The following is a 14627-nucleotide window of genomic DNA, read 5'->3' on the forward strand; positions in this document are numbered from 1 at the left end:
AATCTTGACATACATAACAATACGGATTAATTATTCAATATTGGCTAAATTAGAAACAAAATGATAGATTTACAGCAGTTAAAAACCTTTTGCACGGTGGTTGAAAAAAAGAGTTTTACAAAAGCGCAGGAAATAGTCCATCGCACGCAATCCACAATAAGTTCTCAAATATCGGCATTAGAAAGATTTTACAACACGCCCTTGTTTGACCGTTCATCAAGAGAAATAAGAGTCACAGATAACGGAAAAATATTATACGAATACGCCAAAAAAATTATTGAACTTGCAGAGAAATCTAAAAATGCAATATATTCATCGAAACAGACACTACAAGGCGAATTACTTATCGGCGCCAGCACAATACCGGGAACTTACATATTACCCGAAATTTTAAGTATTTTTAAGAAAAAATATTCTGAAGTTGATATCTCTATGCAAATTACCAACAGCAAAGATATAATTACTAAAATAATTGAACATACATTGGAAATAGGGATAGTAGGAGAAAAATTAAACGATAATCGTCTTGAATACATAAATATAGCAAAAGACAGAATTGTTCTTGTTGTCCCGAAAAATCATAAATGGGTAAAAGCATCAAAAATTAAACTAAAAGACATTCAAAAAGAATCTTTTCTTTCAAGGGAAGAAGGGTCCGGCACCAGAACGGCATTGGAATCAATTCTAAAAACAAAAGGCATAAATAAATTAAACACTTCCATAAACTTAGGGAGCACCGAAGCAATAAAAGAAGGCGTAAAAGCAGGTTTGGGACCGGCTTTTGTATCAGAATGGGCAATCAGGGATAAGTCACTAAAAACAATTGCCGTTGAAAACCTTGATATCGTGCGTCACTTTTATATTGTATTCCTGAGAAACAGCGTAAAAAACAATATAATCGAAACTTTCATACAGTTTATTAAAAAAGATTATTTCCTCTCCTGAGTTTTCTTTTCTTTGCGGCTTTGCGCCTTAACGCCTTAGCGCGAGACATTCTGTTCTTTCTTATCTTTTACCTACCCGCTGTTCACTACCTACTGTCTACTTCTTTATATCTATTTCCACACTTTTTTCTTTTAACGTATACACTTCTATCTTATCTCTCTGTGAGTATTTACCTGATTTAAATTCTTTTTTATTTTGTAGTTTATCATACGTGTGTCCGGAAATAAGTATTTCCCCCGGAAGTGCCATTTTCTGTAAATGCCCGGCAATATCGGTTATTTTGCTGAATACTACATTACCACCTTTTTGTTGGTCTTCAACGATTTTTCCCGTATTCAAACCCAAGCGAACGTTAAACGGCAATTTCAGAAGGTTTGTTGTTTTATTGAACTTGTCCATGCTTCCCAATAATTGCTGAGCGCCGGAAATCGCTTTATTTACGTCCTCGAACAAGTACATTGCTTCGTCACCTGCCCGACTTAGTAGTCTCCCCTGGTTATTCTGGACAATAAGGTCTGTAAATTTCCAGAACTCCATAAAAGAAAAAATAATGTTCTCGTGTAATTCATTTTGTTTCAATGCTGTACTTTCTACAATATCTATATCCATAGCCGTTACTTCGTGGATAAACTTCTTTTGTATATGCTCACTCAAAACATTTTGCATTTTCAAAGACTCTTCCAGCGACAACTTATCAACGCTTATATTTTTTCCTCCTGCAGCAGATTGTGGAATTACGTCATCCCTAAAAACAACTTCTTCCCCATCATATTCTGTTAGAGAGAATTCGTGGGCTTCTATCCAATTCATTAGTTTCCATAGTGCTAAAATCACTAATATTATTGGCACGCCTATGTATAAGAATGTACTTAAATCAAAATTTATTTTCCCGGGATAAATTGTTATTACTATTAAGTCTAATAAAACAACCAATCCTGCTCCCGACACTACGCCTATTAAATCAAGCCACCATTTTTTTTCCCTTATAAATAATTCTATATAATAGCTTATCATCCCCCAGATAATTGCCTGAAAAATTATCAGTGGTTGAGCTAAAAGAAACTTTCCCAAATTTGTTATTATTTTATAAAAGTCATCTAAGAAGAAAATATTCGCTTTAGCTTGAAACCAGCTGAAATTATAGAATAAAAGAGGTAATTCCTTTAAGGAATAGAATTTATAAACAGGTACCCCAACAACCAAATATCCCATAATCTCTTGCTGTGTAATTATCCCAAGAATACAGCACCAAAAGCATGCAACTCCGGCTATCACCGGTCCCTTATTTTTCAACAACAGGGGTGCAAGTATTACGATTAAAAATTCAAGAGGAATATGAGTTTTAAGCGAAACAGAAGTGGCTAAAAACGATGCCCCGGTTATTAATAGAAACATTTCCGGGAACTCAGAAAACCAAATCGTTACTATTAAGAAAAAGAGAGCAACGACTATATAGCATAAGAAAAGTTCTATAGAATGATATGCGATTGTTATGCTAATCACACTCATAGTGAGCACTGTGGCAAATCGGATAAACTTCCATCCTATCAGGCAAATTATCAAACTAAAACAAAGACTCCACCAATTTGGGAAATACGGGAACACGTTAAGTGATAAAAAAGTTATTCCTCCTAACGCAGCAGCAATAAGGAATCGTTTCATTATAGTTTTACTATATCCAATTAAAATTCATATTGTCAATTATTTTATAAAAGCCCCACTTTTTCTTCGCTTCACTGCGTCCCCACTTTCTATTGCCTACTGCCTGTTGCCTTTCATCTAATGTTAAAACAATATTTTCTTGACATAAGCACTATATTAAACTAAATTGACAGTTTACTATGGTTATGCCAAGGTAGCTCAGTCGGTAGAGCACTAGACTGAAAATCTAGGTGTCGGCGGTCCGATTCCGCCCCTTGGCATTTTTCATAATTAATATTTATTTTTCTGCCTGTTTGTCTATTCGCCCTATATTCGGCAGAAATTTTTGACATTTAATTTTTAATACTTGATTTGTAAATGCCGGCGTGGCTCAGTGGTAGAGCAGCGGTTTCGTAAACCGCAGGTCGAAGGTTCGATTCCTTTCGCCGGCTTGATATTTGTTTCAGTTTTGTATCTCTACTCGCTCTTCTACCTCCTAAATTTTTGTATGGAAAATTTTTAAGAGTATACATTTCTGTATTTGCTAGAAGAAGTCCCTAGTTTAGTATAGGAAAATTATAAAGTAAAAAAAATAGAATTGAGCTATTTTGCAGGAAGGAGAAGTAATAACTATACTCTTGGCGGAAAAGAAAAGACTTTAGAAGTTACGGAAGCAGCAGCAAGAAAACTCCAGTGTTATTTTTTCAATACTATAATTATTTTGCCTGATATTTTAGAAACATAAGGGAATATGGAAGATAAAAGATAATCCCATTTCGAGAGAAGCATTCTATATTTATCGAGTTTTTGAATTCTACCAAGTCTTTCAAATAAATACGCTGAGCGTCGGATTTTAATTTTCTTAAATATTTTTTTGAATATTTTTATTTCTTTTGTTGTAATAATACTCCCGCCCGGGGATTCTCTGCATTCAATTGGCATCAGTCCACGCAAGAATAAGAAGCTACGAGATTCTCCAAACGGTTCTTTGAATATTGCCATACCTCCCGGTTTTAAAACTCTCTCGAATTCCCTTGCAGCAGTGTGAGGTTCAAAATGATGCAATACTCCATGCCCGACAATAACATCAAAAGTATTTGATTTGAACCCCAGTTCTTCGGCAGACATTTGTGCAAAAGTAGTTAGCTTATCTACATTTTTAACCCGACTACCTTTTTTAGAGATATTCAGGGCTTGCATGGAAATATCCGTTCCGGTAACAGAAGCTTTTTTCCCTGCACAATAAATGGAGAACAACCCTATTCCACACCCCACTTCGAGAACAGTTTTACCGGATATATTGTCCAACAAAGAAACAAAATACCGTTCGTTTATACCATAACAATACGACTCATAAAAAGAAGCAAGATTATCACTATTATCGTTATAAAACTTTTCTGACCAATCGTCCCAGAAGTTCCTTTCAAGCTTATTCTTAATCTGTATTTTATCTATTTGCTTAATTGGATTATTAATAAGGTTTTGGAATTTTTTCTTATTCTGAGAAAGGTTTATTTTTTGCATTATTGAATATTATTACAGCTATGCTAAATTGTCAAGTTGTTAGCATTCTGCAAGGATTAGGAAAATTCTTCCTATTTAATCGGAGACTTTCAAGATTGATGTTTTCCACCTTTCCTCCAATAAATTACTTACCCTTATTTTTTCTAAAGCCAAACACTTTTTTCTTCTCCCACATTTCTAAAATCCACATAGTCTTTCCATTTATAAAAATCTTTCGGACTTATTTGTTTGTGAATACCTATATTGTAACAATGGGGTATCTATTTTTCTATCTTTTAATCTCCGGTACGCCATTCTTTGTTTCTATCCAATACTTTTTTAGGATATATACACTTTATAATCTGGTTTAACAGGGAGGATTTTAATAGCTTTATAAACAGTATCATCGCAAGACAATAAAGACTATTCACATCCCCTATCATCATCTCAACTATTTTTTCTTGACTTTTTTAATTTTCATATAAATATACTACAATGAAAGAAGGTCTTACCTTTGATGATGTTCTTCTTGTTCCCAATGCATCCGATATTTTGCCTGCCGACGTATCTTTAACTACTCAATTTACATCTAAAATCAAGTTATCCATTCCTATTGTATCTGCCGCTATGGACACAGTTACCGAATCAAAGATGGCAATAGCTCTTGCAAAAGCCGGTGGGATTGGAATCATTCATAAAAACATCAGTATTGATGAACAAGCCAAAGAAGTCGAAAAAGTAAAAAGACACGAGAGCGAAATCGTTGAAGACCCAATAACAATAAATCCTCACGACAAACTCCAGGATGTCAGGCAACTAATGGAAAAATATCATATATCCGGGTTTCCGGTAGTTGATAATAAAGGCAGGCTTGTCGGAATACTTACAAAAAGAGACATACGATTTGAAACCAATCTTTCTAAATCCGTGAGCAAAATGATGACTAAAGACAAACTCATAACCCTAAAATATGGAACTCCAATAAAAGAAGCCATAAACTTATTAAATCAATATAAAATTGAAAAATTACCCGTAATAGATAAAAACGGCATATTAAAAGGGCTTATTACACTTAAAGATATTACTCAAAAAGAAATTTTCCCATATTCCACAACGGACAAATCCGGAAGACTTCGAGTAGGAGCTGCTGTCGGAACGGCAAAGGACACCCTTGATAGAACAAGAGCACTTGTAGAATGTGGATGCGACGCTATAGTTGTTGACACTGCACACGGACATTCAAAATTCGTTATTGATACTGCAATAAAAATAAGAAATTTATTTCCGGATATTCAACTTGTCGTAGGAAATATTGCCACAACGGCAGCCACCAAAAGACTTTGTGAAATAGGAGTAAATGCCGTAAAAGTAGGCATCGGACCTGGCTCTATATGCACGACACGAGTAATAGCCGGTATCGGCGTTCCTCAAATCACGGCAATCATTGACTGTGCATCCGCTTCTAATGTTCCAATAATTGCAGACGGCGGAATAAGATGGTCCGGAGATATGGTAAAAGCCCTTGCCTCTGGAGCATCAACCTGTATGATGGGAAATGTTCTTGCCGGAACTGATGAAGCCCCGGGAGAAACAATCGTATATGAAGGGAAAAGATATAAACAATACAGGGCAATGGGCTCAATAGGAGCTATGGAAAAAGGCTCGAGTGATAGATATTTCCAGGAAAAAGCAAAAAAATTCGTTCCCGAAGGCGTTGAAGGTAGAGTCGCTTACAGGGGAAAAGTTTCCGAAATCATATATCAACTTGTAGGAGGAATTAAAGCAGGAATGGGATACTGCGGAGCAAAAGATATTAAAACGTTATGGAAAACCAAAGAGTTCATAAAAATAACATCCGCAGGATTAAAAGAATCTCATCCTCACGACATAATCATAACCAAAGAACCTCCTAATTATGAAACGCAATAAATTAGTAAACTTACACAAACTTTCCAACTCTAAACTTTTCTTATTTTTATAATTATTATCCCGTTAAATCGGTGAATGGAGGAATTATGAAAATCACACCCGTAGAATTAAAAAATATTGAATTCAAAAAAACAATGCATGGTTTTGATCCAAAAGAAGTCACGTCTTGTATTGAATCCGTAGCACAAACTTTTGAAGAACTTATAATCGAAAAAAATAACCTCGTTGAAGAATTAAAAAAATATAAACAGAAAGCTCAATACCAGGAAAACATATCTAATGAAATACAGGATATGCTCAATAAAGCCAAAGAAGAAGCTAATTCAATTCTTGAAATGGCCAATTCCGAAAAACAAGCTATTCTCGCTGAAATATCCTCATTGAAAAACGAACATTCCGAGTTTATTGCCCAGTTTAAATTCCTACTAAATTCTTATATGCTGACAATTGATAAAATGGTCAATAAAGAGCAAATTTAAAGCCGGAATAATATGAACGGGTTACTAAATACTGATATTTCCACACTTCACCAAAAACTTAAAACTCGTGAAATAACCTGCACAGAACTTATTACTGAGGCATTTAATAATATCCATAAAAGTAAACTAAATTCATACATCACTCTTATGGAAGAATCCGCATTAGAAAAAGCTTCTTTCCTTGATAAAAATTCTGATTTCAACCATCTCTTAACCGGAATTCCCATTGCAATAAAAGATAATATATGTATTCGTAACTTCCCTACAACCTGCGGTTCCAAAATACTTAAAGACTTTATCCCTCCCTATAACGCAACCGTAATAGACAAATTAGAATCTCTTAATGCCATATTTGTAGGCAAAACAAACCTTGATGAATTCGCAATGGGCTCCTCTACCGAAAACTCTGCCTTTAATCCTACTCTTAACCCTTACAATCCAAACCTTGTTCCCGGCGGTTCTTCAGGTGGTTCTGCCTCCAGCGTAAAAGCAAACGAATCAATTTGTGCTCTTGGTTCGGATACAGGCGGCTCAATCAGGCAACCCGCTGCATTTTGTGGAGTCGTTGGATTAAAACCAACATATGGACTAGTATCAAGATATGGACTTATAGCTTTTGCTTCTTCTTTAGACCAGATAGGTCCAATTACTCGTTGCGCAAAAGATTCTGCTATCCTTCTTGATGCTATCGCAGGAGAAGACCCAAAAGACTCAACCAGTCGTAATTCTAAACAAACAGGACAATATTTCAACAATCTAAATCCTGAAATTAAAAATCTAAAAATCGGTATTCCAAAAGAATATTTTGTTGAAGGAATAGCCCCTGAAATTAAAGAGAAAATTCTCTCTACAGCCAAACTTATGGAACAGTCGGGAGCCGTATTGTATGATATTTCTTTACCTAATACCGAATATGCTATTGCCATTTATTATCTAATCGCAACAGCAGAAGCTTCTTCAAATCTTGCAAGATATGATGGCGTAAAATATGGTTATAGAATCCCGGAATCGGAAAACTTAAAAACAATGTATGAATTTACAAAAGAACAGGGTTTTGGGAAAGAAGTCAAAAGACGAATAATGCTGGGAACTTTTGGTCTACAATCAGGATATTATGATGAATACTATAATAAAGCCTGCAAAGTAAGGAATCTTATAGCATCAGACTTTGAAACCGCTTTTAAGAAAGTTGATATTATCTTAACTCCCGCAACACCAACATTACCGTTCAAAATCGGAGAACGAATAACCAATCCTTTACAAATGTATTTGAGTGATATTTTTACGGTTAGTGTAAACCTTGCAGGTTTGCCGGCAATATCTTTCAAATGCGGAGAAAATAATGGATTGCCTGTAGGAGTCCAATTAATCGGGAAATCATTCAGCGAACAGCTACTTCTAAATACTAATTACGCTTACGAACAAATAACCGCAATTTAACTTTCAATTACCTTCCTGCATCTTTTTACATATTCTTCGTTCAGTCCGCCTAACCTAAATATTATTACCTCGTTTACTCCGAATTCTTTTACTATTTTCAAATCTTCTTCAAATTCATCGGGTGTAAGAATTGGTTCTGAACCACCAACCCCGATAGCCGTACAGCCTAATCCCATTTTAAATCTGTTCCCGTATTTTTTTACTCCAACTTCACAGAAATGTCGCAGTTTTTCAACCATTCCTTTTCTGTCCAGTTTTCCTATTAGACTCGTATATACCATTTTGGCAACGGCTGCGGTTTCGCTTTCATAAGTAAGTCCCCAAAATTTCAAACGTTTTTCTATCCCAGGCAACTCAATAAGCACAAGCTTATGACCATTCGTATCTACAAACTCTTTTATAAATCTTTTATTTCTAAAAAAGTTTAATGATTCCGTAAAATACAGATGTTTTGCGTGTGTAGGGTTTTCTAAATCCAACATAAGTTCAATCTTTTCGTTTCTGACTTCATTTAAAACTCTTTGTAATGCTCTTCTTTTTGTAAATGGAGAAATCCAGTAACCTTCTTTATTTTCCAGAACAGGCCAGTAAACAAGCGGAATTTTTAATTTTTCCTCAAAACCACGAAACTCGCTTAAACTATGGGATACTATATAGATTTTAGTATTAAAAGACTTAGGAATAAGTTTGATTTTTCCAAGGTTCTCCTCCGTAGGGAACTCTTCAAAAAAACTTATATTCATATTTTCTAATCTTTCCGTTACGCGTTTATTGTTAACAGTTTACTAAGTATGGAGCTATTTTATTTTTTAAATCTTCTTCGGGCATTGCTCCAACCATTTGTTCCACAAGTTTTCCATCCTTAAAAATAATCAATGTCGGTATGCTTCTTATTCCATAAGTCTCCGATACATTAGGGCTATCATCTACATTAGCTTTACATATTTTAATTTTCCCTTCGTATTCCTTAGCGATTTTTTCTACTATCGGAGCAATCATCCTGCACGAGCCACACCAAGGCGCCCAAAAATCTACCAATACTGCAAGTTTTGAATCTTTTATCCCTTCATTAAAATTGGCATCCGTAAGTTCACACATCTTTACCTCCTAGTGTTATTGTTTTAATCAATTATAGAATACTCTACTTATATTTTCTTTAATACCTCATACCACCAAAAAGTCAATCTGTTTTTCAACGACATTGATATACACGGATATAAAAGAATCCCGCTACAACAATCAAATTAAGTGTTATAGCGGGATAGAATTATCTTATTTTTTTACCGGTATTTGTATTTCTGTTAAAAGTGAATCTTCAGGTACTTCTTGAGGAGAATTCAAATAAAATTCTCTTCCCGGGCCGTCAGGTTTATATCCGTTCCTAAATATCCATTTGAATAATCCGCCCCATGAAGGTCCAACTTTGCTATACGCACCTTTATGTAAAAGAAAAGCCACTTCTATCGCAGGTATTTCTTTTATCTTTATATCCCCGGTAATTTTTCCTGCAATACTATCTGCTACCGGAACTATCGGGACGCATACATCGTATCTGCATTTTTCCGGCGCCACCTTTTTGGGATCATCATAATAAACTCCAAAAGGCGCTCCTGCATATTGAATACCATTTGTTCCTGCATACTGGAAAAGCATTCCCATCGCATTTCCTATATCGGAAAAATTTCCCTGTTTCTCGACAAATAAAACCTGCATTTTGTCCACAGTTTTAACCTGGACATCAGGCAGGTTAGAAGAACAACCGGCCACAAATAAAACGGCTGAAACCGCACAAAAAAACTTCAACATCCTTCCCCCCTTTATTAATTTATAATATGTTATAAAACTCCATTTTAAGTAACTCTTTTTTTATACTTGTCAATTAAATTTCAAAGATATTGTTTCAATTTGTCACTGCCCTATTGCTAATAATAATGATACCCATACTTTTTTTACCTTAGCTCTCAAAGCACTTAAACTCGAGTTATTCTCAATGATTATATCTACAAGTTTATCACACTTATCCTGACCATAATTAACTATCTGTGATTTCATAATATTATCTATAATTTCTTTGTTATACTTTAATCTTTTTGTCCTCTTTTGCCTGCTCTCATAACTTGACGTTACAACAATAAGCCTATCAAACCATTCCTCTATTTCCCATTGATATACCAACGCACAATCTACTATTTTAAGGATATCATCAGGTATTTTCAGAATACGATTTTTCAATTCTTTTACAAGTAAAGGATGAATAATGGAATTTAATAATTGCAATTTATTTTTGTCATTAAAAACTATTTTTCCCAATTTTTTCCTGTCTATTTTGCCTCTTGTTATTATTTTCTCACCAAACGTATCTATAAGTTTTGCTTTCTTTTTTTCAAGGATTTCCCATCCAAGTTTGTCTACATTTATGATTTCACCCTTGCTAAATTCTTTTAAAAACTTAGCAACTGTGGATTTTCCTGTCCCTATATCACCTGTCACGCCAATAATCATATTACTCCAAATCAAAAATCAAATATTAAATATCAAAAATAAAAAACAGACAAACTTAAATTATAAATCTGTTTATTAAAAACATATTCCAAAAGCCTTCTTATCCAAAAAACGCATTCTTCTACTTTTTCCACTCCATTTGTAGATATGTATAAATTATTTTTTATTTTTCTTATCTAACGGAGTAAGTTTATTTTTAGAGTCTAATAACTTTTTTACTTCGCGGTCAAAGTCGGATTCAAGTATTTTATTTTGAACAACCATATACTTTTCATATTCGCTCTCTGCTAAAGCTATCGCAACTTCGTGGCTGATTTTACCGCTGTCTTGCAGAATTTCTTTTCCGTTGAACTGTAAAAAAGCATCCAGTTTCTCTACCCAATCTTTCATATACATAACGACACCCTTTTTCGCCTGCATTTCTGCATAATCAAGATACATTGTTACGATTCTATTAAGTTCGTCCAGTTCTTTTTCATTTAAATAATTTTTAGCAATGCTGACATCGGTTTTTCTAATGTCTCCTTTGGGTGCGTTTTTCCATACTGTGAGCCCCATATTATTTTTTTCACTTCCTACCCTTTGATAAATAATTTCTGCCGCAGTTTGACCGCTTATTGCAAAATGAAGTTTGTTCTGAACTGTAGCAAAAAATTGTCGAGTGATTTCTTCATCCGGATTATAATCAGCACTGCATTGCGAGTAAATATCAGTAATTTTCTGGTAAAATCTTCTCTCACTGCTGCGAATATTCCTGATTCGCGCCAGTTGCTCTTCAAAATAATCTTTACCAAAGATGTTACCGGGGGTTTTCAACCGCTCATCATCCATAGCAAAGCCTTTAATAATATACTCTTTTAGAACCTGGGTCGCCCAGATGCGAAAGAGTGTTGCCTGTCTTGAATTAACACGGTAACCAACGGAAATGATAGCGTCAAGATTGTAGAATTTAGTAGAATATTTTTTTCCGTCTTTGGCAGTTGTTTCCAAAATGGAAATAACTGAATCTTCTTGTAATTCACCATTTTCAAAGATGTTTTTGAGATGCTTATTGATAGCCGGAATACCAACACCAAACAAATCTGCCATTCTCTTTTGCGTCAGCCATAAGGTTTCGTCACGCAAAAATATCTCCACTTTCACTTTGCCGTTTGGTGTAGTGTAGAGTAGAAATTCAGTAAAACTGTTTTGTTGGGCAATCTGTTTATTCTTTTTCATATTTTCAAATTAGAAATATTTTATTAATAAACATCGTTTAGTCAAGCCGTATTTTCCAAATCCGAATACCCTTGCTAAATCATCTCAAGAACTTAGTAACTGTGGACTTCCCTGTCCCTATATCACCTGTCACGCCAATAATCATATCACATCAAATCAAATATTAAAATGTAAATATCAAAAATAAAAAAACAGGCAAGCTTAAATTATAAATCTGAATGTTAAAATTATATTCCAAATAACTTTGCATACGGAAAAAATATTCTTTTTACGCTATTTAATTTTTGCATTTTAATTTTTAATTTTGCCTAAGGGTGTGCAGAATGCCAGTCTTTACCTACACCAATTCCTACTACTACCGGCACACCTATATCTAACGCGTTTTCCATTTCATATTTTACCAATGATTGTACTTCCTTTACCTTATCTTCAGGCACTTCCAATACTAATTCGTCGTGAACCTGCATTATTATATTCGCATTGAAATCTTTTAATTGCGGTTGAATTTTTATCATTGCTATTTTTATCATATCTGCCGCCGTTCCCTGTAATGGAGCATTTATTGCCACCCGTTCCTCAAACTCTTTGCTCCTGCCTTTTTCCGAACCTATATTCGGCAACCACCTTTTTCGCCCAAGAATAGTCTCAACATAACCGTTTTTCTTTGCATTTTCTATTTGTTTATCTATCCAGTTTTTTACACCCGGATAGGTAAGAAAATAAGACGTTATAAAAGTTAAAGCTTCTTCAGGAAGAATGTTCAGCCTCTGCGCCAATCCAAAAGGTCCCATTCCATATACAATTCCAAAATTAACCACTTTCGCTATATCCCTCTGTGTTTGGTTAATCTGCTCTTCCGGAACATTAAATATCAATCCTGCCGTTTTCCTGTGAATGTCTTCATTATTTTTAAATGCTTCTAAAAGAATATCATCTTTTGAAACACCTGCAAGTATCCTCAATTCTATTTGAGAATAATCCGCATCCATTATAACATATCCTTCAGGAGCAATAAATCCCTGTTTTATCTCCATATCCGGTATATTTTGTAGATTCGGGTCTTTTGATGACAACCTTCCCGTTATAGTACCCGTTTGCTGCCATATCGTATGCACTCTACTGTTTTCATCTGCCAATACAGGCAGAGTATCAATATATGTAGATTTTAATTTGAACAATTCACGATATTCTAATATTTTTTTCGGCAAAGGATGTATCTTTGCCAGTTCATCCAAAACATCCTGTTCAGTAGAATAATGCGTCTTTTTATGTTTTGATTTAGGTAAATTCAATTTCTCAAAAAGAATTTTACTTAACTGTGAAGGAGACCTCAAGTTAAACCTCTCCCCCACATCCTCATATATTGATTCTTCTATTTTATTGATTCTTTTACCCAACTTTTCGGATTCATCGGCAAAATATTTTTTATCTATAAGAACTCCCTTTTCCTCCATCCCGGCAAGAATTCTTGCTAATGGGAGTTCCATATCATTGTATATAGTATTCAACCCCTCTTCTTCAAGTTTAGCTTTCAAAACCGGATACGCTTTAGTGCATACGTCTACGCTTTTACCAAGATAATCTATTTCATCCGAACTTACCAGCGTTTTCCCAAGCCATTTAATACTCATAGCTTCAAGCGAAGGTTCTTTCACACCGGGTTCCAGCAAATACCCGGCTAATCCTATGTCAAAAACTTTTCCCTTTACACGGAAATTATGAAACAAATACTTGCTGTCTGCCGTAATTTTTTCAATATCCTCATTATTGATAATAGAATTAAGCTTTTCGAGATTCTCTTTCTTGTCGGAACCATCAGAAAAAACAATTTTCTCTTTATCCGTTCCCAATGCAAAACCATTGTCCTTAAAAGCTACACTAACTTTTCCCCCGATACCTTCCAAGAAACTATCCCAGTCCGTTTCCAAAACAGATTCCGGATTTTCTTGTTTCTGCGGAATCTGTGAAAAGATAGACAAAGTTGACTGTTCTTCCTTACTTGTTGCAACTTTTGTTTTACCTTTGACGGTATTATCTTTGTTTGCAACTTCAAAACTATCAGGAATCAATTTTTTAACAAGCGAATAAAACTCCAACTCTCTCAAAATATTGAACAAATTTTCTTTATTTGTTTCCTTTACCGTCATTTCGGAAATATCAATCCCGACATCAACATCAGTCTTGATAGTAGCAAGCATCTTTGACATATATGCATTATCTTTATTTTTCACCAGTGATTCTTTTATTTTTTCACCCTTTACAGAAGGTATATTCTCGTATATTTTATCCAGCCCGCCTATTTCCGTTATAAGTTTTTGCGCATTTTTCGGACCTATCCCATACACGCCCGGAATATTATCTATCGAGTCTCCTGTAAGCGCAAGGTAATCCGGAACCAAAGCAGGCGGGATACCTAATTTTTCTTCGCAGTGTACAAACTCAAAAGTCCTTGCGCTCAAAATTTTTATCCCCTGCGACTCCAATTGCAGGAAATCCTTGTCGTCCGCAAATATCGTAACCTCAAATCCTTTATCTCTTGCCGCTATTGCAATAGTACCGATAATATCATCTGCTTCTACGCCGGGTTTTTCAATAAGCGTAACGCCCATTATTTCTACGACGTTTTTTATTATCGGAAACTGGGAAGATAAATCCGACGGCGTCGGAGGTCTCTGAATTTTATAATCCTTAAACTGCTCGTGACGAAAAGTAGGATGCGGAGCATCAAACGCAACAAACATATATTCCGGTTTTTTCTCGGTTAACAATTTAACCAACGAATTAATAAACCCAAATACGGCAGAAGTATTTTCTCCTTTAGAATTTCTGAGGGGATTGTGCATAAAAGCGAAATAAGAACGGTAAGCAATAGAATGCCCGTCTACAAGCCAGAACGTTTTCATATAAGTATAGGATTTTATTGTAAAACAAAGCTATGTCAAGAGTAAAACATTTTTTACTATTTCTGAC

Annotated in this window: 12 protein-coding genes and 2 tRNA genes; 6 read left to right on the forward strand and 8 right to left on the reverse strand. The window is 34.9% G+C overall.

Features of this window, described 5'->3' with window-relative positions; genetic code table 11:
• Positions 1 to 60 precede the first annotated feature (60 nt).
• Positions 61 to 945 carry a selenium metabolism-associated LysR family transcriptional regulator gene (locus tag WC614_10710; GenBank protein ID MFA5033476.1) on the forward strand — a complete coding sequence of 295 codons (885 nt, stop codon included), beginning with the start codon at positions 61 to 63 and terminating at the stop codon, positions 943 to 945.
• Between the two features lie 96 nt (positions 946 to 1041).
• Here the strand turns inward: WC614_10710 and WC614_10715 are convergent, their stop codons facing one another.
• Positions 1042 to 2607, reverse strand: a complete 1566-nt coding sequence (locus WC614_10715) for an adenylate/guanylate cyclase domain-containing protein (GenBank protein ID MFA5033477.1) — start codon at positions 2605 to 2607, stop codon at positions 1042 to 1044.
• Between the two features lie 187 nt (positions 2608 to 2794).
• On the opposite strand from WC614_10715, the gene WC614_10720 reads away from it, so the two are divergent.
• Together WC614_10720 and WC614_10725 are read left to right on the forward strand one after the other, a co-directional pair.
• A tRNA-Phe gene (locus tag WC614_10720) sits at positions 2795 to 2867 on the forward strand.
• A gap of 99 nt (positions 2868 to 2966) precedes the next feature.
• Positions 2967 to 3038 (forward strand) — tRNA-Thr (locus tag WC614_10725).
• A 244-nt stretch (positions 3039 to 3282) separates the two neighbouring features.
• Here WC614_10725 and WC614_10730 read toward each other — a convergent pair.
• Positions 3283 to 4110 (reverse strand): class I SAM-dependent methyltransferase, encoded by an 828-nt coding sequence (locus tag WC614_10730; GenBank protein MFA5033478.1) that lies wholly within the window; start codon positions 4108 to 4110, stop codon positions 3283 to 3285.
• 474 nt (positions 4111 to 4584) lie between these two features.
• Between WC614_10730 and guaB the strand changes: the two genes are divergently transcribed.
• The 3 genes from guaB to gatA all read left to right on the forward strand — a co-directional run bounded on the left by guaB (position 4585) and on the right by gatA (position 7937).
• Positions 4585 to 6018 carry an IMP dehydrogenase gene (gene guaB, locus WC614_10735; GenBank protein ID MFA5033479.1) on the forward strand — a complete coding sequence of 478 codons (1434 nt, stop codon included), beginning with the start codon at positions 4585 to 4587 and terminating at the stop codon, positions 6016 to 6018.
• An 86-nt stretch (positions 6019 to 6104) separates the two neighbouring features.
• Positions 6105 to 6497: a DivIVA domain-containing protein gene (locus tag WC614_10740; protein MFA5033480.1), complete on the forward strand. Its 393-nt coding sequence runs from the start codon at positions 6105 to 6107 to the stop codon at positions 6495 to 6497.
• Between the two features lie 12 nt (positions 6498 to 6509).
• Positions 6510 to 7937 carry an Asp-tRNA(Asn)/Glu-tRNA(Gln) amidotransferase subunit GatA gene (gatA, locus tag WC614_10745; GenBank protein MFA5033481.1) on the forward strand — a complete coding sequence of 476 codons (1428 nt, stop codon included), beginning with the start codon at positions 6510 to 6512 and terminating at the stop codon, positions 7935 to 7937.
• Here gatA and WC614_10750 read toward each other — a convergent pair.
• The 6 genes from WC614_10750 to polA all read right to left on the reverse strand — a co-directional run bounded on the left by WC614_10750 (position 7934) and on the right by polA (position 14560).
• Positions 7934 to 8680 (reverse strand): hypothetical protein, encoded by a 747-nt coding sequence (locus tag WC614_10750; GenBank protein MFA5033482.1) that lies wholly within the window; start codon positions 8678 to 8680, stop codon positions 7934 to 7936. The genes gatA and WC614_10750 overlap by 4 nt on opposite strands.
• A 31-nt stretch (positions 8681 to 8711) precedes the next feature.
• A complete protein-coding gene (gene trxA / locus WC614_10755; protein ID MFA5033483.1) occupies positions 8712 to 9035 on the reverse strand; it encodes a thioredoxin in 324 nt (107 codons plus the stop codon).
• Positions 9036 to 9209: 174 nt separating this feature from the next.
• Positions 9210 to 9743 carry a GyrI-like domain-containing protein gene (locus WC614_10760; GenBank protein MFA5033484.1) on the reverse strand — a complete coding sequence of 178 codons (534 nt, stop codon included), beginning with the start codon at positions 9741 to 9743 and terminating at the stop codon, positions 9210 to 9212.
• A 102-nt stretch (positions 9744 to 9845) separates the two neighbouring features.
• Complete coding sequence (gene coaE, locus WC614_10765) at positions 9846 to 10439, reverse strand: dephospho-CoA kinase (GenBank protein ID MFA5033485.1); 594 nt, start codon at positions 10437 to 10439, stop codon at positions 9846 to 9848.
• Between the two features lie 156 nt (positions 10440 to 10595).
• Complete coding sequence (locus WC614_10770; GenBank protein ID MFA5033486.1) at positions 10596 to 11657, reverse strand: virulence RhuM family protein; 1062 nt, start codon at positions 11655 to 11657, stop codon at positions 10596 to 10598.
• Between the two features lie 308 nt (positions 11658 to 11965).
• Entirely contained in the window at positions 11966 to 14560 is a 2595-nt protein-coding gene (polA, locus tag WC614_10775) for a DNA polymerase I (protein MFA5033487.1), read from the reverse strand.
• Positions 14561 to 14627 lie beyond the last annotated feature (67 nt).

Source organism: bacterium, assembly GCA_041649255.1.
In the GTDB taxonomy this organism is placed as follows: domain Bacteria; phylum Hydrothermota; class UBA3073; order JACQXS01; family JAQTXJ01; genus JAQTXJ01.